Annotated in this window: 19 protein-coding genes and 1 pseudogene; 17 read left to right on the plus strand and 3 right to left on the minus strand. The window is 59.8% G+C overall.

Features of this window, described 5'->3' with window-relative positions; genetic code table 11:
• Nucleotides 1–531: 531 nt before the first annotated feature.
• Nucleotides 532–1,107: a ribosome hibernation-promoting factor, HPF/YfiA family gene (gene hpf / locus NW855_RS00075; protein WP_011431240.1), complete on the plus strand. Its 576-nt coding sequence runs from the start codon at nt 532–534 to the stop codon at nt 1,105–1,107.
• Nucleotides 1,108–1,442: 335 nt separating this feature from the next.
• Here hpf and NW855_RS00080 read toward each other — a convergent pair whose 3' ends face one another.
• On the minus strand, nt 1,443–2,756 hold the full coding sequence (locus tag NW855_RS00080) for a D-alanyl-D-alanine carboxypeptidase (protein WP_011431238.1): 1,314 nt from the start codon (nt 2,754–2,756) through the stop codon (nt 1,443–1,445).
• A 384-nt stretch (nt 2,757–3,140) separates the two neighbouring features.
• Here NW855_RS00080 and NW855_RS00085 point away from each other — a divergent pair, with 384 nt between their 5' ends.
• The 3 genes from NW855_RS00085 to malQ all read left to right on the plus strand — a co-directional run bounded on the left by NW855_RS00085 (nt 3,141) and on the right by malQ (nt 6,232).
• Nucleotides 3,141–3,656, plus strand: coding sequence for a MarR family winged helix-turn-helix transcriptional regulator (locus NW855_RS00085; protein ID WP_099812831.1), 516 nt, complete (start codon nt 3,141–3,143; stop codon nt 3,654–3,656).
• A 159-nt stretch (nt 3,657–3,815) separates the two neighbouring features.
• On the plus strand, nt 3,816–4,487 hold the full coding sequence (pyrE, locus tag NW855_RS00090) for an orotate phosphoribosyltransferase (protein WP_099813326.1): 672 nt from the start codon (nt 3,816–3,818) through the stop codon (nt 4,485–4,487).
• 155 nt (nt 4,488–4,642) lie between these two features.
• Complete coding sequence (gene malQ, locus NW855_RS00095; RefSeq protein WP_414402486.1) at nt 4,643–6,232, plus strand: 4-alpha-glucanotransferase; 1,590 nt, start codon at nt 4,643–4,645, stop codon at nt 6,230–6,232.
• A 121-nt stretch (nt 6,233–6,353) separates the two neighbouring features.
• Here malQ and thrS read toward each other — a convergent pair whose 3' ends face one another.
• Entirely contained in the window at nt 6,354–8,165 is a 1,812-nt protein-coding gene (thrS, locus tag NW855_RS00100) for a threonine--tRNA ligase (protein WP_414402487.1), read from the minus strand.
• A 201-nt stretch (nt 8,166–8,366) separates the two neighbouring features.
• On the opposite strand from thrS, the gene NW855_RS00105 reads away from it, so the two are divergent.
• Nucleotides 8,367–10,082 (plus strand): Ppx/GppA phosphatase family protein, encoded by a 1,716-nt coding sequence (locus NW855_RS00105; RefSeq protein WP_240531066.1) that lies wholly within the window; start codon nt 8,367–8,369, stop codon nt 10,080–10,082.
• Between the two features lie 305 nt (nt 10,083–10,387).
• Here the strand turns inward: NW855_RS00105 and NW855_RS00110 are convergent, their stop codons facing one another.
• Nucleotides 10,388–12,088: an S-layer homology domain-containing protein gene (locus NW855_RS00110; RefSeq protein ID WP_099812837.1), complete on the minus strand. Its 1,701-nt coding sequence runs from the start codon at nt 12,086–12,088 to the stop codon at nt 10,388–10,390.
• Nucleotides 12,089–12,404: 316 nt separating this feature from the next.
• On the opposite strand from NW855_RS00110, the gene psbE reads away from it, so the two are divergent.
• The 12 genes and pseudogenes from psbE (at nt 12,405) to NW855_RS00170 (ending at nt 20,337) form a co-directional block, all read left to right on the plus strand.
• On the plus strand, nt 12,405–12,650 hold the full coding sequence (gene psbE / locus NW855_RS00115; RefSeq protein ID WP_011431225.1) for a cytochrome b559 subunit alpha: 246 nt from the start codon (nt 12,405–12,407) through the stop codon (nt 12,648–12,650).
• Between the two features lie 83 nt (nt 12,651–12,733).
• A complete protein-coding gene (psbF, locus tag NW855_RS00120) occupies nt 12,734–12,877 on the plus strand; it encodes a cytochrome b559 subunit beta (RefSeq protein ID WP_011431224.1) in 144 nt (47 codons plus the stop codon).
• Nucleotides 12,878–12,882: 5 nt separating this feature from the next.
• Nucleotides 12,883–13,008: a photosystem II reaction center protein L gene (locus NW855_RS00125; protein WP_011431223.1), complete on the plus strand. Its 126-nt coding sequence runs from the start codon at nt 12,883–12,885 to the stop codon at nt 13,006–13,008.
• A 140-nt stretch (nt 13,009–13,148) separates the two neighbouring features.
• Nucleotides 13,149–13,268: a photosystem II reaction center protein J gene (locus NW855_RS00130; protein WP_011431222.1), complete on the plus strand. Its 120-nt coding sequence runs from the start codon at nt 13,149–13,151 to the stop codon at nt 13,266–13,268.
• A gap of 304 nt (nt 13,269–13,572) precedes the next feature.
• Nucleotides 13,573–14,643, plus strand: a pseudogene (locus NW855_RS00135) (RNA-guided endonuclease InsQ/TnpB family protein).
• Nucleotides 14,644–15,005: 362 nt separating this feature from the next.
• On the plus strand, nt 15,006–15,311 hold the full coding sequence (locus NW855_RS00140) for a TMEM165/GDT1 family protein (protein ID WP_099812838.1): 306 nt from the start codon (nt 15,006–15,008) through the stop codon (nt 15,309–15,311).
• A gap of 107 nt (nt 15,312–15,418) precedes the next feature.
• Nucleotides 15,419–15,571, plus strand: coding sequence for a hypothetical protein (locus tag NW855_RS00145; RefSeq protein ID WP_011431218.1), 153 nt, complete (start codon nt 15,419–15,421; stop codon nt 15,569–15,571).
• Between the two features lie 98 nt (nt 15,572–15,669).
• Complete coding sequence (pyrH, locus tag NW855_RS00150) at nt 15,670–16,434, plus strand: UMP kinase (RefSeq protein WP_011431217.1); 765 nt, start codon at nt 15,670–15,672, stop codon at nt 16,432–16,434.
• 120 nt (nt 16,435–16,554) lie between these two features.
• Complete coding sequence (mltG, locus tag NW855_RS00155) at nt 16,555–17,676, plus strand: endolytic transglycosylase MltG (protein ID WP_011431216.1); 1,122 nt, start codon at nt 16,555–16,557, stop codon at nt 17,674–17,676.
• Between the two features lie 43 nt (nt 17,677–17,719).
• Entirely contained in the window at nt 17,720–18,208 is a 489-nt protein-coding gene (locus NW855_RS00160) for a YqeG family HAD IIIA-type phosphatase (RefSeq protein WP_011431215.1), read from the plus strand.
• A 261-nt stretch (nt 18,209–18,469) separates the two neighbouring features.
• The gene (locus NW855_RS00165) at nt 18,470–19,117 is read left to right on the plus strand and encodes a thermonuclease family protein (protein WP_011431214.1); all 648 of its coding nucleotides are present in this window, start codon (nt 18,470–18,472) and stop codon (nt 19,115–19,117) included.
• 269 nt (nt 19,118–19,386) lie between these two features.
• Nucleotides 19,387–20,337, plus strand: coding sequence for a LysR substrate-binding domain-containing protein (locus tag NW855_RS00170; RefSeq protein WP_011431213.1), 951 nt, complete (start codon nt 19,387–19,389; stop codon nt 20,335–20,337).
• The last annotated feature ends 54 nt before the right edge of the window (nt 20,338–20,391 follow it).

Here is a 20,391-nt window from a genome sequence, read left to right on the forward strand (position 1 = left end):
CACCAGGTTGTATAATGGCCACAAGTTCTGTAAGGAGAAAAGAGAAAAGATAGCAATAAACAATAAGGAGATGCTCGCCCTGAGAGCAGAGGTCGATTCAGCAAGTGCTGATTCTCTCTGTTGAATTTAAGTTTAGTAAAAGCATTTTCGGCAGAACCTATCTGTGTAAGTTCTGCCACTAAGTTTGCCCTTTTCGAGCAGTCTGGAGACCTTCTCCACTTGAATTTGGAGTTCCGAATTCAGGGAACCTCTCCTTGCCTGAGAAGTGGTGCTGGCTCCCAATCCCTTAAAAATGAAGACGGCCTAAATTTATTCTTAACCCCTGAACCAGATCCCTGGGGGAGATGTTAACTTAGACTTAACCCAAGAGGTTAGTGCCGATGCCAAAGCCGATCTTCATCTTCTGGCGTAGCCCTTTCTGCAAGTTGCCAGGCCGCGATCATGCCTGAGGTGGGGGCTGTTTCCTAGGGATCCTTTGCGAGGGTGAGGCGCTAACTTTAGGTGTAAACTGACACAACCGGGAGAGTACCCATGACTAAGCTTGTGATCCAAGGGAAAAACGTCGAGATTACCGACGCCATCCGCAGCTACGTTCAAGAAAAAATCGAGCGGGCTGTCAAACATTTTGCCCAGATCACCAGTGAAGTGGATGTCAATCTATCGGTAGCCCGTAACCCCCGCATCAGTGCCAACCAATCTGCCGAAGTTACCGTCTACGCCAACGGCACCGTCATCCGGGCGGAGGAAAGCAGCGAGAACCTCTACGCCAGCATTGACCGCGTTGCCGACAAGCTGGCCCGCAAGCTGCGCAAATATAAAGAACGCAACGGCGTTCACCGCATCCGCCATTCTCCCAAAACCTCGGTGGCAGTGGCCCAGCAGCCCCTCACCGATCCTCTGAATACAGAACGGCAAGCAGAGCTGCCCCCTGAGGTGGTGCGCACCAAGTATTTCGCCATGCCTCCCATGACAGTTCAGGAGGCGCTGCACCAGTTGGAGCTGGTGGATCATGATTTTTACGTGTTCCGCAACATCGAAAACGGCGAGATCAACGTCATCTATGTCCGCAAGCACGGCGGCTACGGGCTGATCCGCCCCCATCCCTAGAGGAGACCCTGCGGGCTTTCTTGTTTGCCTTAGGTCTCAGGGGCAGCGCCTGCTGGATCAGGTGGATGAGCTGCTTGAGATGGTGATGCAGCAGGAGATCCTGCCAGTTGCGAGGCGAGACCGATCCTTGGCTTGGCCAGCCCTAGGCAGCTTTGCCCTCCTCTTTAATTCCCGCCTTCTTCCAATCGTAAAAGCTGCCCTCACCCCCAGCCCCTCTCCCACAAGGGAGAGGGGAAAGTCAGGGATCGGCCAACTAGATGTTGGGGAGCCGTTTGCACCGTGGCTCCCCGACCAAGAGGGCCTCGAAGAAAAGAGAAGGGAGAGGGCTCTATTCTTCAGCGGCGGAGAGGCTCCCCAACGGCCAGCACCTGCTGCAGGAACTGATCCTGGTGCTGGCGCAAGACGCCCAGATCCGGGCCGTGGTTGAGTAAGACGAAACGGGTGCCATCCGGAAGCTGCCCCACCATCATCAGTCGGTTGGCGGCAGAGCCCACCTGGGCGATCGTGCCCGGGGGCAGAGCGCGGAGCTGCAAAGGGCTGTGGCCGACCCCGGCCACTGGCAGGACACGCCTGGGATCCCCGTCTGTGGCCTCAAGCAGATGTTCCCACAGATGGGCCAGGGCGCGGGGGGAGAGGTACAGCTCTTGCCCGCCTGGGCCAAGGCGAATTTCCAACTGGGCAGGGGCCAGTTTGGGATCCAGATGGGCAACCGGCTGAGCTACCAACCGCTGCTGCAGGTACTCCAGCAGGGCTGTTCTGCCTGCCAGCTCCGCCAACAGGGCTTCTGCCATGGCCCGATCGTTGCCGCCGTTGAGGATTTGTAGCAGGGATCCCAGGCGCAGCGAGGTGTAGCCGGCCAGGCAATGGATCTCCTCCGGCAGCTCCCTTAACGTTGACCCGGAGCCGCCGAGGGTCACAGGATAGGGCCCCTGGGGATCTCGGAGGAGCTCGGCAAGCCGGCGGGCGCTGGCCAGAGAGTCAGGCTGACCCAGCAAGCGGAAGGGGGGCACCACCTTCACCTCGCCGTCGATCTGGCGAATGCCGAGGTTGTGCAGGTGGCGGGCCAGCTCGGCCACATTGGCCTCCCGGAAATAGGGATCCCCGCCGCCCACCACGACCAAGTCTCCCGTCAAGCGCTGGCCGGAGCGGTGGCTGGTGGTGTAGAAGCGAGTTTGGAAGCGATACTCATAGCCCCACTTTTCCAGCGCCATCAGGCTGAGGGCCAATTGATCCAAAGCCCCCACCGGCAAAGGCCGATCCAGCAGGTGCTCCGCCAAGAGCTCGCCTTCGGCTGTCCAAAGCAGGATCCCCTGTTGAGAGAGCGCTCCCCCTTGGGCCGCCAATCCCTGCAAAAAACCGGACAAGGCCACGGCGTAGGGGGAATCCTGCCACTGCGACGATTGCCCACGGGGCCACCAGGGGGGAAGGCCGGGCGTGCCACTGGGGGAAGGCAGCGGCGGCGGCGGGGTGGGGATGGGGGGGAAGGGGTTTTGCGCCGCTGCTGTAACCTCAGCCTGGACACCCTGAGAGGGGGTTTCGGCACTGCTGCGGTTGTTCCAGCAGGCCCCCAGGGCCAGAGAACAAACCAACGGGATCCCTGCCCAGAGGAAACGGCGCTGGGAGCTCAACCCCTGTAGGATAGACAACATGCTGACCTCCCAAAAGACATTGGCAAAGAGAACGAGCTGGCAAAACTTGAAGCTACTCTAGTGCCATCTCAATGGCTCTGGCAAATTTTCCCCTTGCCCACTGCCCCTCTTTTGCCGAGGCGACCCCAGATGGGCAAATCGGCATTTTCTTCCTTCACACAGAAGAGCGGGATCCCTGTCACGCCAAGCTTAATTTGGTTCCTAGCTGATGCTAATTGGCGGGAGATTCGCCCCTCGCCCAACCCTCCACTGTAACTTTTGTTGTAAAGCCTGTAACGCTTTTGTAACGGATGATGAGCTGCTTTTGGCCGCTCTTTATAGAAGGTTAGAATGGAAGAATTTAAGCTCTAAGCATTCTCAGCCACCCATGGGGAACCCTCAGCGATGGCTCAGTTGGAGAAACAAGCCTTCCTGGAGCGATGGCGCGAGATTCTGGCCCCTTATTCCCTGGGCTATCGCCTTCGGCTGTTGTCGCAATTGGTGCGGCGGAAATTTCAGGCCTACCTGGAGCCCTTCGGCCTGACCGCTTCCCACTGGGTGGTGCTTTGCTGCCTCTGGGAAGAAGACGGGATCCCCACCTCCACTATCTGCGAGCGCCTGCAGCAGTTGGGGGGTACCATGACCGGTGTCTTGGACGGCATGGAGAAACGGGAGCTGATCCGGCGGCAGCGGGATCCCAAGGATCGGCGGATCTGGCGGGTTTACCTCACCCCTGCCGGAGAGAAGTTGAAAGAAATTTTGCCCCCTCTCATTTGGGAGTTGCGGGAGCAGACCTACGGCTGTCTCAGCTTAGAAGAACGGGCAACCCTGTCGCGGCTGGTGGATCGGCTGATTGCCCACTTGTCGGAGGAGTCGGAGGCCGCGGTGGTGGCAGAGCCGCACCATCGCTTGTCCTATTGACACTCCCACCCAGGGGATTCTTACGCAGCCCAAAATGGACTCGTAAAGGCGCTGTCAAGACGCCCCTAGACAGTCCTTTGAGGCATAACCTCAAAGTTCTGCTTACTTCGGACTGAAGTTCCTCCAGATTGCCGCATCTATGGGTTGACGGTTGAGCTGATGGGGATCCCTGCTGTGTTGCTCCTAGACTGTTCTCCCTTAAGTCTTTCCTCGGCTGAGGCGCGGGAGAAATTGCTGTATTTGCTGGCCCAACTGGCCTACCGCGAGGGATCCTTTACCCTCACGTCTGGGCAGCAAAGCACTTACTACATCAACTGCAAGCCGGTTACCCTCCACCCCCAGGGAGCCTACCTGGTGGGATCCCTGCTGCATCGGCTACTGCCCCCTGAGACCGAGGCAGTTGCCGGCATGACCTTGGGGGCGGATCCCTTGGTCACAGCGGTGAGTTTGGCCTCTCTGCAGGCTGAGCCGGCCAACCTGGCGGCCCTGATTGTCCGCAAAGAGCCTAAGGGACATGGCACCCAGGCCTGGATCGAGGGGCCGGAGTTGCCGGCGGGCAGCCGGGTTTGGATCTTGGAGGATGTGGTGACCACCGGCGGCTCGGCTCTCAAGGCTGTCGAGCGGGTGCGGGCAGCGGGCTATCGGGCAGAAGGGATCCTGGCTTTGGTGGATCGACTGGAAGGGGCAGAGGCCCGTTACCGCGAAATGGGGATCCCCTTTCGCCGCCTGTTTACCCTTGAAGAGGTGCGTGCCTGCCATCAGAGTCTCCGCCAGGGCTTGGTGGGCTGGCCGGTTTTGGGAGGTGAGGGGGGTTCCCAAGCCTGCTCTTGAGAGGCTCCCCATCTCTCCTCCGCTGCAAGAGCTGGCCAAGCCAAAAAGGCCGTTGGCGCTTTTGACCTTTGGTCTTGGTTTTGTCGATTGGTAGCTGTCATTGGGCTGTAGAAGTGACAGGATAGGCGGTGAAATAGGGCGAAAAGGGTTTAGCCATGCGCATGGGCAGACTCAGTGGCATCCTCTTGCACCCCACCTCGCTACCGGGGCCATTTGGCATCGGCGATCTGGGGCCGGCTGCCTACCGGTTTGTGGATTTTCTGGTGGAAAGCGGCCAGCGCCTCTGGCAGGTGCTGCCCCTTGGCCCCACCGGCTGGGGCAACTCCCCCTACATGAGCTTTTCTGCCATTGCCGGCAACCCACTGCTGATTAGCCCGGAGCTGCTGGTGAAAGCCGGCTGGCTGGAACCCAACGGCTGGCAGGATCTGCCCCAATGGCCAGCCATCCAGGCGGGGAATGCTGAGCGGGTGGACTACGAAACCGTGATCCCCTTCAAGCTGGGCTTGTTGCGCCGCGCCTGGGCCACCTTCAAAGACAAGGCCACCGCCGCCGACTGGGAAGCCTTTCAAGCCTACTGTGCTGCCGAGGCCGATTGGCTGCCGGACTACGCCCTGTTCATGGCCCTCAAAGAGGTGTATGGCGACCAGGAATGGACCCAATGGAATCCAGCCTTGGCACAACGGGATCCCCTGGCTTTGCAAGAGGCCCGTGACCGCCATGCCGATGCCATCACCCGGCAGATGTTTTGGCAGTATCTATTTGCCCAACAGTGGGGATCCCTAAGAGAGTACGCCCACCGGCATCAAGTGCAGCTCATCGGGGACATACCCATCTATGTCGCCCCCAACAGCGCCGATGTGTGGGCCAACCGGGAGCTGTTTCACCTGGATGAACAAGGACGGCCCTTGCAGGTAGCCGGCGTGCCCCCCGACTATTTCAGCCCCACCGGGCAGCGCTGGGGCAACCCCCTCTACAACTGGGAGGTGCTCAAGGCCCGCGGCTACGACTGGTGGATCCGGCGCATCCAGGCCATTCTCAAGCAGGTGGATTGCGTCCGCATCGACCACTTCCGCGGCTTCGAGAGCTACTGGGCCATCCCCGGCGCTGCGGAAACAGCGGTAGAAGGCGAGTGGCAAAAAGGGCCGGGGGCCGACTTCTTTCAGGCGCTGGCCGACAAGCTGGGGAAAATCCCGGTGATCGCCGAAGATCTGGGAGACATTACGCCGGAGGTGTTGCAACTGCGGGATCAATTTGGCCTGCCCGGCATGAAGGTGCTGCTCTTTGCCTTTGGCTCGGGGCCCGATAACCCCTATCTGCCTCACAGCTACGAGCGCAACTTCGTCGTCTACACCGGCACCCACGACAACAACACCGTGGTGGGCTGGTTTCATGACCCAGAACGCCCGGAGTGGGAAAAGCAAAACCTGTTGCGCTACCTGGGCTGCCAGGGATCCGACGGCATCCACTGGGATCTGATTCGCCTGGCCCTGGCTTCCGTGGCCGACCTGGCCATCATTCCCCTGCAAGATGTGATGGGCCTGGGGGCAGAGGCGCGCATGAACTTCCCCGGCAGGGCCGAGAACAACTGGGCCTGGCGCTACCGCGAGGAGATGCTGCGGCCGGAGCTGGCCCAGCGGCTGGCGGAGCTGAGCGTCACCTACGGGCGCATCTCTCCGCAAGAGTTGGAGCAACGGCGGGCAGCCCTGGCCCAAGAGCGGGCGGCTGGGTTCCCTGAAAGATTTTGAACCTCTTTTCTCAACGCCGTTCTTCGCTTGCCTCAGCAGAGACCTGTTCTCAAAGCCGCCAACAGCAGCAATTTGCCGGCACCAGGGATCCCAGCCAGATTCCAAACAAGAAGCCGGATCTCTAGTCCAGCGCTCGTGCCTGGGCCAGGAACTCCGCCACCGTCAGGGATCCCAGGTCTTGGCCGTGGCGCTGCCGCACGCTCACTGTGCCAGTTGCCTGCTCTTTTTCCCCCACAATCAGCATGAAGGGAACCTTGGCCTTCTCGGCATTGCGGATCTTTTTGGGCAGGCGCTCGCTGTCGGCATCGATGTGGACGCGGATCCCCTGTTCCCGCAGCTGATCCCGCACCTGGGTGGCATAGCCCAGGTATTGGTCGGAAACGGGCAAGATGCGCACCTGTTCCGGCGCAAGCCAAAAGGGAAAATCCCCCGCATACTCTTCAATGAGGATCCCGATGAGCCGCTCCAGCGAGCCAAAGGGAGCGCGGTGGATCATTACCGGCCGCTGCCGGGATCCGTCCTCGGCTACGTAGTACAAATCAAAGCGCTGCGGGTTTTGGTAGTCTACTTGCACCGTGCCCAACTGCCACTCCCGATCCAGCGCGTCGCGGAAGATAAAGTCCAGCTTCGGCCCGTAGAAAGCTGCCTCCCCGATCCCTTCAAAATAGGGCATCGACAACTTCTCCACAGCACGGCGAATGGCATTTTCAGCCATGTCCCATTCTTCCGGCGATCCCAGATACTTGTCAGACTTGGGATCGCGAAAGCTGAGGCGGGCACGGAAATTCTTGAGTTTGAGCTTGTCGAAGACTACCAGAATCAGATCCACAACCTTGAGAAACTCCTCCTCCAACTGATCGGGCCGGACAAAGAGATGGGCGTCGTCCACCGTAAAGCCGCGAACGCGGGTCAGGCCCCCCAGTTCCCCCGATTGTTCGTAGCGATAGACGGTGCCGAACTCGGCATAGCGCAGCGGCAAATCGCGGTAGGATCTCAGCTCTGATTTATAGATTTGGATGTGAAAAGGACAGTTCATCGGCTTCATGACAAAGCCCTGTTCAGCGGCGCGCGCCTCCTCGCTCTCGGCCATCATGGGAAACATGTCTTCCCGGTACTTCTGCCAGTGGCCGGAGATCTTGAACAGATCCACGCGGGCAATGTGGGGCGTCACCACCGGCAGATAGCCCCGCTTGAGCTGCTCCTGCTTGAGAAAATCCTCTAGCACCCAGCGCAGAGTAGTTCCTTTGGGGGTCCAAAGGGGCAGGCCCGGCCCCACTTCATCGGCAAATATAAATAGGCCCAGCTCCTTGCCCAGCTTACGGTGATCCCGCCGCTTGGCCTCTTCCAGCCGCCGCTTGTATTCCTTGAGCTCCTCCGGCGTCTCCCAGGCGGTGCCGTAGATGCGCTGGAGCTGCGGCTTGGTCTCGTCCCCCCGCCAATAGGCGCCGGCCACGCTGAGCAGGTCAAAAGCTTTGGGGTTGATCTCCTTCGTGTTTTCCACGTGGGGGCCGGCACAGAGATCCCACCACTCATCCCCCAGATGGTAGATGGTGATCGGCTCGCCTTCGGGAATGCTATCTAAAATCTCCAGCTTGTAAGGTTCGCCGAGGGCCTCGATGCGGCGCCTGGCCTCCTCCCGGCTCACCTCCTCGCGGATCACCGGCAAGCCTTTCTTGATGATCGCCTGCATTTCTTTTTTGATGCGCTCCAGATCTTCCGGCGTGAAGGGCTCGGGATGGTCAAAGTCGTAGTAAAAGCCATAGTCGGTCGTCGGGCCGATGGTTACCTGGGCCTTGGGAAACAGCCTTTGCACCGCCATCGCCAGGACGTGAGAGGTGGTGTGGCGGATGCGCTCCAGCTTGGGAGATTCGTGGGTACGCAGCAGCTTGAGGGGGCTGTTGGCCTGTTGAGGGGATGCGGCTGGTTGAGACATCGGAACCCGCTTGGCGACAAAAATGACTCTGCAGTGCTTTTATCTTAGTCTGAGGCCAGAACAGCCGGGATCCCCAACGGGGACAACTCTCTGTTTAAGAAAGACCGTCGCCTTTAAACCCACAGCTCGGCCAAGAAAAAGGGGGGAAAGCACACAGTATTCTAGAAGTGTCGCAAAGTGTCGCAACCTCTGAATTCATTCATGGTCTCTTCGCTCGCCAACCTTGCCGAACGCTCTGCCGCCGCCTCTGAACCGAAACCGGCCCCCCTTTCTGAGTCTGGAGTTGCTCCGGTCATAGCCGCCATCGATGTGGGCAGCAACTCCCTGCACATGGTGGTGGTGCGCATTAACCCCAATATCCCCAGCTTCACCATCATCTCCCGCGAAAAAGCCACCGTCCGGCTGGGGGAATTCTGCAGCCAGACGGGCGCCCTTACCCCTGCTGCCATGGAACGGGCCCGGACGGCTCTGGAGCGGTTTTGCCGCATTGCCGAGAGCTTTCAGGTGCAGGATATCGTTGCCGTGGCCACCAGCGCTGTGCGCGAGGCCCCCAATGGGCCGGAGTTCTTGAAGCGGATCGAGCAGGAGCTGGGCCTGCGCATCGAGCTGATCTCCGGCCAGGAGGAGGCCCGCCGCATCTACCTGGGGGTGCTCTCGGCCATGGAGTTCCACAATCGGCTGCACGCGGTGGTGGATATCGGCGGCGGCTCGACCGAGCTGATTCTGGGCAACGGCCAAGAGCCGGAGTTTCTACGCAGCATCAAGGTGGGGGCGGTGCGCCTGACCCAAGCTTTTTTGCACCACGATCCGCCCACCTCCGCCGAGCTGCAGGCGCTGCGGCAACATGTCCGCGGCATGCTGGAAGCTCCCATTGAGCAGATGCGGCGCATCGTCGAAGCCTCCCAACAGCCGGGATCCCTGACCTTGGTGGGCACCTCCGGCACCATCGAGTGCTTGGCCCAGTTGGATGCCCGCCGTCGGCTGGGCGCTGCCCCCACTCGCCTGCAGGGGTATGAGTTCAGCCTGGAAGCCCTGCGGGCCTATGTCAAAGAGCTGCGCTCCCTCACCGTGGCCGAACGGCAAAAACTGCCCGGCTTTGGGGAAAGACGCGGGGAGATCATCCTGGCTGGGGCCGTCATCTTGGAGGAGGTGATGACCCTGCTGGGGGTGGAGCGGATCCAGTTTTGCGAACGGGCCCTGCGGGAAGGGCTGATCGTGGATTGGATGATCGGCCAGGGGCTCATTGAAGATCGGCTGCGCTACCACAGCTCGGTGCGGCGGCGCAGCATCCTCAAGCTGGCGGAAAAATACCAGGTGGAGCTCCCCTATGCCGAGCGGGTAGCGGAGTTTGCCCTCAGTCTTTTCGATCAGACCCGCGGCATCCTGCACTCCTGGGGCTCCCGCGAGCGAGCTCTTCTCTGGGCGGCCGCCATGCTGCACAACTGCGGCCACTTCATCAGCCATGCCGCCCACCACAAGCACTCCTACTACCTGATCCGCCACGGGGAGCTGTTGGGCTTCAACGAGGAAGAGATAGAGGTGATCGCCAACCTGGCCCGCTACCACCGCAAGTCGCCCCCCAAGAAGAAGCACGAGAACTTTCAACGCCTCAGCAACGAGCGGGATCGCCAAGTTGTCCTCGAGCTCAGCCCCCTGCTGCGCATAGCCTGTGCTCTGGATCGCCGCCGCCTGCAGGCCATCCAAGCTCTCCACTGCCGTTTTCAGCTTCTGGGAGAAGGCCCCCGCTGCATGGAGCTGATTTTGGATCCCAGGCACCCCAACGACGACTGTGCCCTGGAGCTGTGGAGCTTGAACGAGAAGAAAAAGGTCTTCGAGCAACAGTTCAAGCTGCAGGTGATTCCCAAATTATCCACCCAGATCCAGCGCAGCGCGGATCCCTTTGAGGCAGCCGTCTAGCCAAGGGGCGTATAGTCGTTTCAAACAAGACGAAGACACTTTGCCGCCGACCCCCTCTACCCTCACCCCCGGCCCCTCTCCCAAAGGGAGAGGGGAGTTGGGGATAGTGCTCCGCACGGCCGGCGCGTCCGCGACAGCGTTGCGTAGCAATAACGACGCAGAGAAACGTTTCATTGCCATTTGAGATGGCTGTAACTACCAAGCTGCCGGTGAACGCCAATAGCTGGGCAAGCGGATCGTATTCCTTTAGCTACCGTTTGCACCAGCGGGATAAAGTTCTCGCGAGGCTGCACGGCAAGTTTTGCTCAGGGAGCGATGGTAATGGGCGAGGGGCTGGTTTGGGTGGCTCTTTGGCCGCCCCGCTCCAGGATCACCTCAACGAGGCCGTTGTTGACCGGCTGCATGTTGAAGGGCAGTTGCTGCTGGGTTTCGTAGAGGCCGGGCGCCACCTCCCGCATCTCCACCTCCGGCGTCACCCCGACGATGCGAAAAGCTGCCCGCCCCCCCGGATCCCCTCGCATCGTAACTTTGAGGATCTCGCCCATGCGCAGGTTGGTGCTGTTGGTGGTGACATTGAAAATCCGGGGCAGCCCAGCAGCGACAGGTGCGGAGACCGGCTGGATGGTGGAGCGGGTTCCCTTAGATCCATCGATTGCAAAAGGGAAGATCTCCCGGTGTTCCTGGCTGAGGCCATCCTTAGTGAGCACAATTCGCAAAACGGGGTTGCTGGCTTGGTGGGTGGGGGCCACCACGTAGGTGCCCTCGTAGTGGTGGGGTCGCACCTCCCGCATCGGCTGGTTCAGGGCCAAATTCCCCAAATCAAACTGGGCGATCCCCCCCGAGTCCCCCCAGATGGCAATGGTGAGAATATCCCCTTCCACCAGGTCGCGCTGGGGATCCAAGCGAATCGCCTCAATACGCGGATAGCGGTTGCCGACTGGAGCCAGAGGAGCAGGCTCAGGGGTGGCCGGTTGTGGCAGAGGGGATGGGGGCGGAAACACCGATTCCACCGGCGGGGGAGCGACATTGCCCAGGGCCAGTTGAGGGAGCCGCCGCTGAACGCGGGTCTCCCGTCCGTTGAGGCTCAGTTGGATACGAATATCGGGACTGAGGGCGCTGTCCTGAGGGCCAAGGGTGTAAACGGCGCGGTAATAGCCGGGCTGCACCTCCTGCATGGGCAAGCCCTGCACCAAGCTGCCGATATCCACGGTGGCCCTGCCGTTGGGAGTGGCCTGGGCCTCAACAGTCAGAGTTCCCCCTGGCGGCACCACTCCCGACTCAGGGGTAATCCGCGTTTGCAAGATTTCGGGTTGGACAGTCTTGGCCACCGGAGCAGGAGAGGGACGCAACTGCGCCACCGGAGCTGGCAAAGGCGGAAGCTGACCGCGATACACCAGCGCCTGGTGCAACAGCACCGCCCCCTCGGCTCGGCTGAGCACCCGATTGGGCCGCAGCCGGGCCGGATCCGGCACATTCACCAATAGCCCTGCTTCCCCTGCCATCGCCACAAAAGCCCGCCCCACCTCCGGCACCTCGGCAGCATCGGTGTACAGAGCCATCCAGCGCTCAATATCGTCCTGGTTGGGAGCAGGCAATTGCAGGGCCCGCACCAAAATAGCCAGGGCTTCCAGGTGGGTGAGATCTCCTTGCGGGCGAAACTCGTTGCCCTCGTACAGGCGCATCGCTCCCGCCTGCAGCACCGCTTGGGCCGTCCAATAGTCGGGGGTATTGGGCTCGAGATCCCGAATCTCTTGTACCTGGTTGGGGTTGGGGACGTAGCCGAAAAACTCCGTTAGCCACTGGGCCAATTCCAGACGAGTCAAGGTCGCCGACAGCGGCTCCTGGGTGAGCACCAGGTCCGTCTGGCGCTCCAGCGCTGCCACGTAGGCATCGGCCCAGGCCAGCGAGGCTTGCTGCTCGACCCCTTGCGACCAGGCCGGCAAGCTGAGGCTTGACCAGCCTAGCGTCCAACATAGGCCCAAGGCTAGGGGCCACGAGCACCGCATAGCTGTTACTCCTGTTCCGTTGACATCCCCTCAGAGCCAGCTTATCTCAAAGTTCCGCCGTGTCCTCAAGCCCTCGATGTCAGTCGCGATTGCGCCCTTTGGCAGTGGGATCCCCTACCCCAGGCGTTCCGGCTCACGCTGCCCTAGAGTTGAACTCAGAGGCTGTTAGGAGATCTTACCTATGCAAGGATGGGGCCTCGCTTGGCGGCAAACAGCTTGAGCAATTGTCTTGTAACTTGTAGCTGTGCATGCAACTCCTTATCATTGTGTTATAGACTCAAAGAGCCCTTTTGCCCCTAGTGCAGGGAGGAGTTTCATGGCTGGCAACACTGGAGAGCGACCTTTTGTCGATATTATTACCAGCGTCCGCTACTGGGTTATTCATGCCCTGACCATTCCCGCTTTGTTTTTGGCGGGTTGGCTTTTTGTCAGCACCGGCTTGGCTTATGATATCTTTGGCACCCCGCGCCCCAATGAGTATTTCACCGCAGAGCGGCAGGAGTTACCGATTGTCAGCGACCGCTTCAACGCTCTTGAGCAACTGGAAAAGTTAACTCGCTAGGAAAGAGCAGGGCCAGGCTGGCAACTCTTTAGTTGTTGCGATTTGTAAATCTATTTTGCGTTCCAAGATGCAGGATCTGGACTATGGCGACCAAATCTGTTAACAAACCTGACGAGCCTGTTTTCTACCCCGTTTTTACTGTCCGTTGGTTGGCGGTGCATACTTTGGCGATTCCAACCGTTTTCTTTTTGGGAGCTATTGCCGCAATGCAGTTTATTCAACGGTGAACCCCATGGCTGATCAACCTGAGAAGAATCCCAACACCCAGCCGGTAGAGCTAAACCGCACCTCCCTATACTTGGGCTTGCTGCTGGTGTTTGTGGTGGGGCTGTTGTTTTCCAGCTACTTTCTCAACTGAGACTTCACTTGTCTCTGGTCTTAAGTTGAGAAAAAGCTGCAGGGATCAATGTAGGCTTACCTTAGCCAGCCCTTGGTTCTCTTTGCAGACTACGGGTGCAACTTTTTAGACCTATCTTTTTCTTCTGGAGGCCAGTTGCTATGACTAGTCAGGCAAGGATCCCTCTGTGGATAGTGGCTGTGGTTGTCGGTTTGGGTGTGGTCACGGTGGTTGGGCTTTTCTTCTATGGCTCCTATACCGGTCTTGGAGCGCCCGTGTAGTTTAGACAAGTAGAGGAGGGCGAGGGGCAGTAATCTAGACAGATCCCTCGCTCTGTTTCGTTTCGGGGTATGCGGGTCAGCTAGAAACCGCGGGAGCTCCCCTGTACCCCCCTATATCCCCCCGCCCAGCCCCCCTGTATCCCCCCGTATACGGGGGGACTGGGGGGCCGGGGGCCGGGCCGGTCAGTGACGGGAGGAATGCGGTCTGTTGATGTATAGTTACAGCATGCCCCAAGTCTTGACTATCAAACTGTTCGCGCTAGCGGGACGGAGTCCTTAGGTATCGGAGTCGCAAGCCGCCAAGCTGGATGCTACTCTGGACGCCTTTGTGCAGGCCTTGAACTGGGTGAATGAGAACACACCAGAGAAGATAGTCAACGCCGTCAAGCTCCAATCTCTCTGCTAGCGCGAGATTCGTACCTGCTTTGGGCTATCCTGGCACAACAGGTATGCAGACGGGTGGCAGGGTCGCGTAAGGTTGCCCGGCAACAGAACTGTCCGGTCAAGGCCTTCAAGGCAGGCTTCGTGACCTACGATGCCCGCATCTTTTCCTTCCGCGAGAACGACTGGACGGTGTCGCTGACCACCGTAGAGGGTCGGGAACGCTTTGAGTTGGCCATTGGCAACTATCAACGAGGGATGCTGGCCGGCACCAATCCCAAATCGGCCACGTTGGTCAAACGCAAAGAGGGTTCTCACTACATCCAGATTGGCGTCGAGCCAGACACCCCCAAGGCGATGGGGGTGGACTTGGGGAGGAGAGATATTGCCCATACCTCAGAGGAGGACAACTGGAATGGACAGCCGTTGAACCAGGTCAGAGACCACTCCTCCCGGCTGCGGGCGTCACTTCAACGCAAAGCCAGTCAGGGCACAAGATCTAGTCGGCGCAGATGCCGCCAACTCTTGCAACGGCTGTCTGGTCAGGAGAGACGCTTGCAAACCTGGGTCAATCCCTGCATCTCCAAAGCGATTGTGTCGAGGGCGCAGGCCACCCACAGTTTTATTGCCCTGGAAGACCTGAGTGGCATTAGGGAGCGCACCAACCGACAGCCGCGCAGTTAAGATAGAGCGGCGGCGGTCGAATAGTTGGGCGTTCTATCAACTGAAGCAGTTTGTGCAGTACAAGGCGCTGCGGGCCGGGATCCAGGTTGGGGTGGTGCCGCCTGCCTACAGCTCGCAGACCTGCCACCCGTGCCTGTGGATTGGGCAACGGGAAGGGAAGCATTTTCGTTGTGTGAACTCGGTCTGTGGCTGGAAAGGGGATGCAGATTTTAACGGTGCCAACGTGATTGCATTATTGGGGGCTGCTGTAAACCAGCCCCCCTACCTCCCCCCGTATACGGGGGGTTGGGGAGCGGTCGGAGCCCGGTAGTTTACACATCTCCCGTGAAGGGGAAGGGTGGCTTTGACACTCCCACCCAGGGGATTCTTACGCAGCCCAAAATGGACTCGCGAAGGCGCTGTCAAGACGCCCCTAGACAGTCCTTTGAGGCATAACCTCAAAGTTCTGCTTACTTCGGACTTAAGTTCCTCCAGGTTAGTTATTGCCGCGCGGGTTTTGCACCGCAGTAGGTTGTTTTCCTGGAGAAGCTCTGTACTAACTATAACAAAGAAGCAACTAAAGTGGCTCAAGGGCTTTTCCGCCGCGTACTCAAGTACGGGGCTACCAAGCTATCCTCTTGTGTAAGAGCAACGTGGCTACAGAGAAACGTGTTGAGCCAGCACAGCAGTCAGATGTTCTCTTTCTTGAAACAGACAGCGGCGCGAGCTGCTCTGGTCAGCTTCGGCTCAATTTTGCTGGCCGAAATGGGCGATAAAACCCAGTTGGCCACCCTGCTCCTCAGCGCCCACTCGCAAAATCTTGGGGTGATCTTCTGCGGAGCTGCTGCTGCCCTAATCAGCACCAGCTTCATTGGGGTATGGGCGGGGGCTTGGGTAGCGCGAGTCATCCCCCCCCGCTGGATCAAAACCTCGGCAGGCGTGGGGTTCCTCCTGATCGGCCTATCTCTGCTCTGGGGATCCCTGCCCATAGCTGGCTGAGCAGAGGCCTTCAGGATGGCTCCGGCAAAGCATGTTACGATTAAGGACGCCTCGCACTCCACCTGAGTGCCTCACTTTATGCCGGACAACCGGTCAGGAAGACCAGCATGGCCAAAAAACGCAACCTGAAGCGGGAAAAAGCCGAGCGCAACCGCGAGTATGCCAAGCAGTTTCAGAAAAGTCGTGCTCGCAATAGCCGCCGCTTCCGTTCTGTTCCTCGGGATCAGGAGGCCAGCGCTGGCGAAGAACAGCAGCCGTGATGGCAAGTTCGTCGAGAGGCTCTGTTGACCAACACCCTGACCGGAGCTAGCCCAGCAAAGCTGCTATTGTAGGCAGGGGTGGGCTGGAGCGGATAGCCATGAAGTACCGACGTATTCTGCTGAAGCTGAGCGGTGAAGCCCTGATGGGGGAACGTCCCTACGGGATTGACCCCGAGGTCTTGCAGTCCATTGCCAGTGAAGTAGCCTCGGTGGTGCGGGCGGGCGTGCAGGTGGCGATCGTGGTGGGAGGGGGCAATATCTGGCGCGGGCGCAAGGAAGCGGCTGCCCAGGGGATGGATCAAGCTTCTGCTGACTACGTGGGGATGTTGGCCACCGTCATCAACGCCTTAACCTTGCAAGATGCCATCGAGCGGGCCGGGATCCCGACGCGGGTGCAGACGGCCATTGCCATGCAGGAGGTGGCAGAGCCTTACATTCGTCGCCGCGCCATTCGTCACCTGGAAAAAGGGCGGGTGGTGATCTTTGGGGCAGGCTCTGGAAATCCCTTCTTCACCACCGACACGACTGCGGCCTTGCGGGCGGCGGAGATCGATGCCGAGGTGATCTTCAAAGCCACCAAGGTGGACGGGGTTTATGACGCGGATCCCAAGACCCATCCTCAGGCCCGCCGCTACGATGTCCTCAGCTACCAGGATGTGCTTACCCGCGATCTGCGGGTGATGGACAGCACTGCCATCGCCCTCTGCAAAGAAAATCAACTACCCATCGTGGTTTTCGACTTGACCACTCCCGGCAACATCTACCGGGTGGTGCAAGGGGAGCCCATCGGCACTTGGATTGGACAAACAACTCCCAAGAGCAATGGGATCCCTGCCCGCCTGGCCCAGGAGAGCGGATCCTAAGTGGGATAGGCCGAGGCTACACTGGGGGTGGCCCTAACTGACCGGTGACGGCCTGAAGATCTCTTCTGGCCACGCTAACCTGGCCAGAGGATGTGCTGTCGCGATGTGGAGGGGAAGGCGATGACCGATCACCGCGATCCCGCCTCGCCCGAAGGCCTGATCGCCCAAAGTGCTCCGCCCCGCTGCCGCCAACGCTGGGGTCGCCGTCTAGTGCAAGGCTTAGCTTTCCTGGTGGCCTTGGCCGTTGGATTTGGCTACTGGCGCTGGCAGACCTGGCTTCAGCCGCTGGGTGGCCCAGAGCCAATCCAGGTGGTGATCCAGCCGGGCAGCAGCAGCCGTTTAATCGGGAAACAACTGCACCAAGCGGGGGTGATCCGCTCTGCCTTGGCCTGGGAGCTGTGGAGCCGCACCTTTGGACGCGACTGGCTGTTTCAGGCAGGTACCTACGCTTTGGATCCCAACCAAGACATGCTATCCGTAGCCCGACAACTGCGGCAGGGCCGGATTCTGCAGCGGCGGCTGACCATCCCGGAGGGCTGGCGGATCGAGCAGATGGCGGCGGCCTTGGCGGAGCGCAACTGGTTGGCAGCCGATGTTTTCATCGCCACGGCCCGCGTGATCCCTCCCCTCGATTGGCTGCCCCCCAGCTTGAACTCCCTGGAAGGCTACCTCTTCCCCGACACCTATCTTTTTCCTGTCGAACAGGTGGAGGGATCCCTGCCGGATCAGCAAAAAGCCGAGATTGTCATCAACGCCATGCTGCAGCGGTTTGCCGCCGTGGCCCTACCCCTGTTTCGCCAGCACACTACTTCCCTCTCCTTGCATGAGTGGGTTACCTTGGCCAGCATTGTGGAGCGGGAGGCCGCCGTGCCGGAGGAGCGTGCCTTAATCGCGGGCGTCTTTTTGAACCGGCTCAAAAAGGGAATGCCCTTGGGAGCCGATCCGACGGTGGAATATGCCCTGAACATCCAGCAGACGCCAGATCGCCGCCTCACCCTTGCCGAGGTGCGTACCCCCTCCCCCTACAACACCTACCTCACCCCCGGCTTGCCCCCTGGCCCCATCGCCAGTCCGGGCTTGGCCAGCCTCAAAGCCGTTTTGGAGCCTGAGGAGACCGATTACCTCTACTTTGTGGCCCGCTACGACGGCACCCATGTTTTCAGCAAGACCCTAGCCGAGCACGAGGCAGCTCAACGGCAAATCCTCCGCGAGCGGCAGGGATCCCCGCCCACTTCGCAATGAGAAGGTCAGGAGCATTGGCAGTTGGTGGCTGAAAAGGTTCTCGATGGTACGCAAACCTTGGTTCAAGCTCCTGCAACCGGATGTGGTGGTGGCCGGCACTGTCTTGCGGCTGCGGGCAGAAGATCTGTTGGCCTGGCAGGTGAGGGGCGTCATCTTCGACGTGGACGACACGCTGGTGCCGATCCGCCAGGCTGAGGTGGATCCGGCTGTGGCCGCCTGGCTGGAGCAATTGCGCCCCCACTTTCAGATTTGGCTGGTGAGCAACAACCTCAACCGCAACCGCATTCGCCAAATCGGCGAGAGCTTGAACCTGCCTTCCATTCACGGCGCCGGCAAACCCTCGCGGCGCGCTCTGCGGCGGGCTGTGGCGCAAATGAACCTGCCGGTGGAGGCGGTGGCCATCGTGGGCGATCGCCTGTGGACGGATATCCTGGCGGGCAATCGGCTGGGCTTGGTTACCGTATTGGTCAACTCCCTCCTGCCCAAGACTCTGGAGAAGAGCCCTGCGGCCATCCTGGATCCCCGCGTTTGAGAGATTCTTTGGACAACCTCACCCCCGTCCCCTCTCCCAGAGGGAGAGGGGAGCTAGGAAATAACGTAACGAGCCGTTTCATTTTTGAAATGACTCTATAGGTTGTCAGGGGGTGGCGCATCCGCAAGTTGAAATCGAGAGACAGCTTGCAGAACTGACCCATCTGCCCAAGTTTTTTGTAGAGTGACGGCAGTGAGCCGGCTCCGGCATTGGGCCCGCCGGGTGGCGGTGTAAAGGCAGCGTCAAATTCAAAGGTTAAGCATGCAAACCATCCCTGTCGTCAAGTCCGCCATGCAACGGGTGAAGTCCATGATGCAGAAATCGCTGCGGTCTGTTCCCATCTCTCACCGTCCCAAGTCTCTGTTGATATCCCAGGGACGGAGTTTAATTAAGCTGAGCAGCCTGCTGGCCTTGCCCTTGCTGGTCTCGGCATGGCCCGCTTGGGCCTTGACCTTGGTGGCCCGTCCGGATCTACGCAGCCTCAAACGGGCACAAGTCATTCGGGTGGTCGATTACAACACCCTGGTTGTCCAGCTCGAAGGGGACTTGAATTTGCGGCTGGTGCAACTGATCGGGATTGCTCCTCTGCCGGCAGAGCTCAATCCTACGTGGACGAAGCTGCGCGGGCAAACCCCTCTGCCCATCTCCAATGCTGGTCAATACCTGCAGACGGCTTTGCTGGGGCGCGAGGTTTTCTTGGAGTTGGATCCCGCTCTGGCCCCCACCCCCACCCTGCCTGCCTACGTTTGGCGGGCCAATACCCTCATCAACCAGGAAATGCTGTTTTTGGGGCATGGCCTACTGTCGCCGCAAACCAATGGCCTCAAGTACGGCGTCATTCTCAAAGAGGCAGCCAATGCGGCAAGGCAACAGGGGCGCGGCTATTGGACGCCCTATGGCCCTCGCTAGAGGGAAGCCAAAGACAGGTCCAGAGCCGCCTGGCCCTTGGGGATGGCTCTCAACTTCAACAAACAGTTTCAACGGCTCTTCGGGAGAGGCGCTCCACCCCAGATCCCGTCCAAAAGGCGGGAGCGAGCCGTTCTCTCGAGATTGCTCACCTTTTGTATTTTCTTAGTATTTAGCCTGCTTATATATGATGATCTCAGGCGGGCTTTCGATCCTGGGCTGCCGAGTTCGCTGGGTTGGAAGGGATCCCGCTGGGTGATTTGGAGTTCCCTATGGCGGATGAACTGCCGTTTACCCTGGATCAGCTCCTCATCGTTCAGGCGATTGCGCAGCAGGGGAGTTTTCGGCGGGCTGCGGAGAGCCTGTTTGTCTCCCAGCCAGCGGTCAGCTTGCAGGTGCAGAACCTGGAGCGACAGTTGGGAGTGGTGTTGTTTGACCGCGGCGGGCGCAAGGTGGAGCTGACGGATGCGGGGCAGGTGTTGCTGCACTACAGCGAGCGCATCCTCAAGCTCTGCCGGGAAGCGGTTCAAGCTCTGGCCAATTTGCAAGAGATGGGAGGGGGGCACTTGGTTTTGGGGGCCAGCCAAACGGTGGGCACCTACGTCATGCCCTCTTTGATCGCGCAGTATCACCGCAGCTATCCCCAGATTTCGGTGCAGCTCTTGGTGCAATCCACACGGCGAATTGCCCAGAAGCTGGTGGAGGGTCGGCTGGATCTGGCCATTGTCGGCGGGGAGATCCCCTTTGACTTACAGCGGCATTTGAAGGTGATTGCTCTGGCGGAAGACGAATACGTGTTGGTCGGCGCCCCCAGCTGTGCCCTCGATGCTCCCGCCCTTGTGGATCTGTTGACTTTGCCCTTCATTACCCTGGATCCCCAGTCTTCCACGCGGCAGACCATCGACCGGGTGCTGAATCGCCACGGCATCAACCCGGGCCAGCTAAATGTACGGCTGGAACTCAGCTCGATTGAGGCAATCAAGAATGCCGTCCAGGCTGGCTTGGGGGTGGCTTTTTTGTCGATGGTGGCGGTGGGCTCCGACTTGGAGCAAGGGCGGCTGAAAAAGCTGGCGGTGGAAGGGCTGCAGATACGGCGCACCCTTTGGCTGGCGTTTAACCCGGAGCGCTATCAATCGCAGGCGGCCACCCGCTTTCGCGAGGGGCTGCTGAGCTGCCAAGACTGGCTGAAAACTCCCCCTCCCCACTTACAGTTGCTCGCTTGAGTGACATCCTCTCCCGCTAAGCCCTGACGGGCTGTAGACGGGAGCTTCCGAGAA

The sequence above is a fragment of the Synechococcus sp. RC10B2 genome, from assembly GCF_047502635.1.

What these genes read in the sequence shown, in the direction of transcription:
- hpf (WP_011431240.1), top strand. Translation starts at nt 532, where the DNA reads ATGACTAAGCTTGTGATCCAAGGGAAAAACGTCGAGATTACCGACGCC.
- NW855_RS00080 (WP_011431238.1), bottom strand. Translation starts at nt 2,756, where the DNA reads ATGTTGTCTATCCTACAGGGGTTGAGCTCCCAGCGCCGTTTCCTCTGG.
- NW855_RS00085 (WP_099812831.1), top strand. Translation starts at nt 3,141, where the DNA reads ATGGCTCAGTTGGAGAAACAAGCCTTCCTGGAGCGATGGCGCGAGATT.
- pyrE (WP_099813326.1), top strand. Translation starts at nt 3,816, where the DNA reads ATGGGGATCCCTGCTGTGTTGCTCCTAGACTGTTCTCCCTTAAGTCTT.
- malQ (WP_414402486.1), top strand. Translation starts at nt 4,643, where the DNA reads ATGCGCATGGGCAGACTCAGTGGCATCCTCTTGCACCCCACCTCGCTA.
- thrS (WP_414402487.1), bottom strand. Translation starts at nt 8,165, where the DNA reads ATGTCTCAACCAGCCGCATCCCCTCAACAGGCCAACAGCCCCCTCAAG.
- NW855_RS00105 (WP_240531066.1), top strand. Translation starts at nt 8,367, where the DNA reads ATGGTCTCTTCGCTCGCCAACCTTGCCGAACGCTCTGCCGCCGCCTCT.
- NW855_RS00110 (WP_099812837.1), bottom strand. Translation starts at nt 12,088, where the DNA reads ATGCGGTGCTCGTGGCCCCTAGCCTTGGGCCTATGTTGGACGCTAGGC.
- psbE (WP_011431225.1), top strand. Translation starts at nt 12,405, where the DNA reads ATGGCTGGCAACACTGGAGAGCGACCTTTTGTCGATATTATTACCAGC.
- psbF (WP_011431224.1), top strand. Translation starts at nt 12,734, where the DNA reads ATGGCGACCAAATCTGTTAACAAACCTGACGAGCCTGTTTTCTACCCC.
- NW855_RS00125 (WP_011431223.1), top strand. Translation starts at nt 12,883, where the DNA reads ATGGCTGATCAACCTGAGAAGAATCCCAACACCCAGCCGGTAGAGCTA.
- NW855_RS00130 (WP_011431222.1), top strand. Translation starts at nt 13,149, where the DNA reads ATGACTAGTCAGGCAAGGATCCCTCTGTGGATAGTGGCTGTGGTTGTC.
- NW855_RS00140 (WP_099812838.1), top strand. Translation starts at nt 15,006, where the DNA reads ATGTTCTCTTTCTTGAAACAGACAGCGGCGCGAGCTGCTCTGGTCAGC.
- NW855_RS00145 (WP_011431218.1), top strand. Translation starts at nt 15,419, where the DNA reads ATGGCCAAAAAACGCAACCTGAAGCGGGAAAAAGCCGAGCGCAACCGC.
- pyrH (WP_011431217.1), top strand. Translation starts at nt 15,670, where the DNA reads ATGAAGTACCGACGTATTCTGCTGAAGCTGAGCGGTGAAGCCCTGATG.
- mltG (WP_011431216.1), top strand. Translation starts at nt 16,555, where the DNA reads ATGACCGATCACCGCGATCCCGCCTCGCCCGAAGGCCTGATCGCCCAA.
- NW855_RS00160 (WP_011431215.1), top strand. Translation starts at nt 17,720, where the DNA reads ATGGTACGCAAACCTTGGTTCAAGCTCCTGCAACCGGATGTGGTGGTG.
- NW855_RS00165 (WP_011431214.1), top strand. Translation starts at nt 18,470, where the DNA reads ATGCAAACCATCCCTGTCGTCAAGTCCGCCATGCAACGGGTGAAGTCC.
- NW855_RS00170 (WP_011431213.1), top strand. Translation starts at nt 19,387, where the DNA reads ATGGCGGATGAACTGCCGTTTACCCTGGATCAGCTCCTCATCGTTCAG.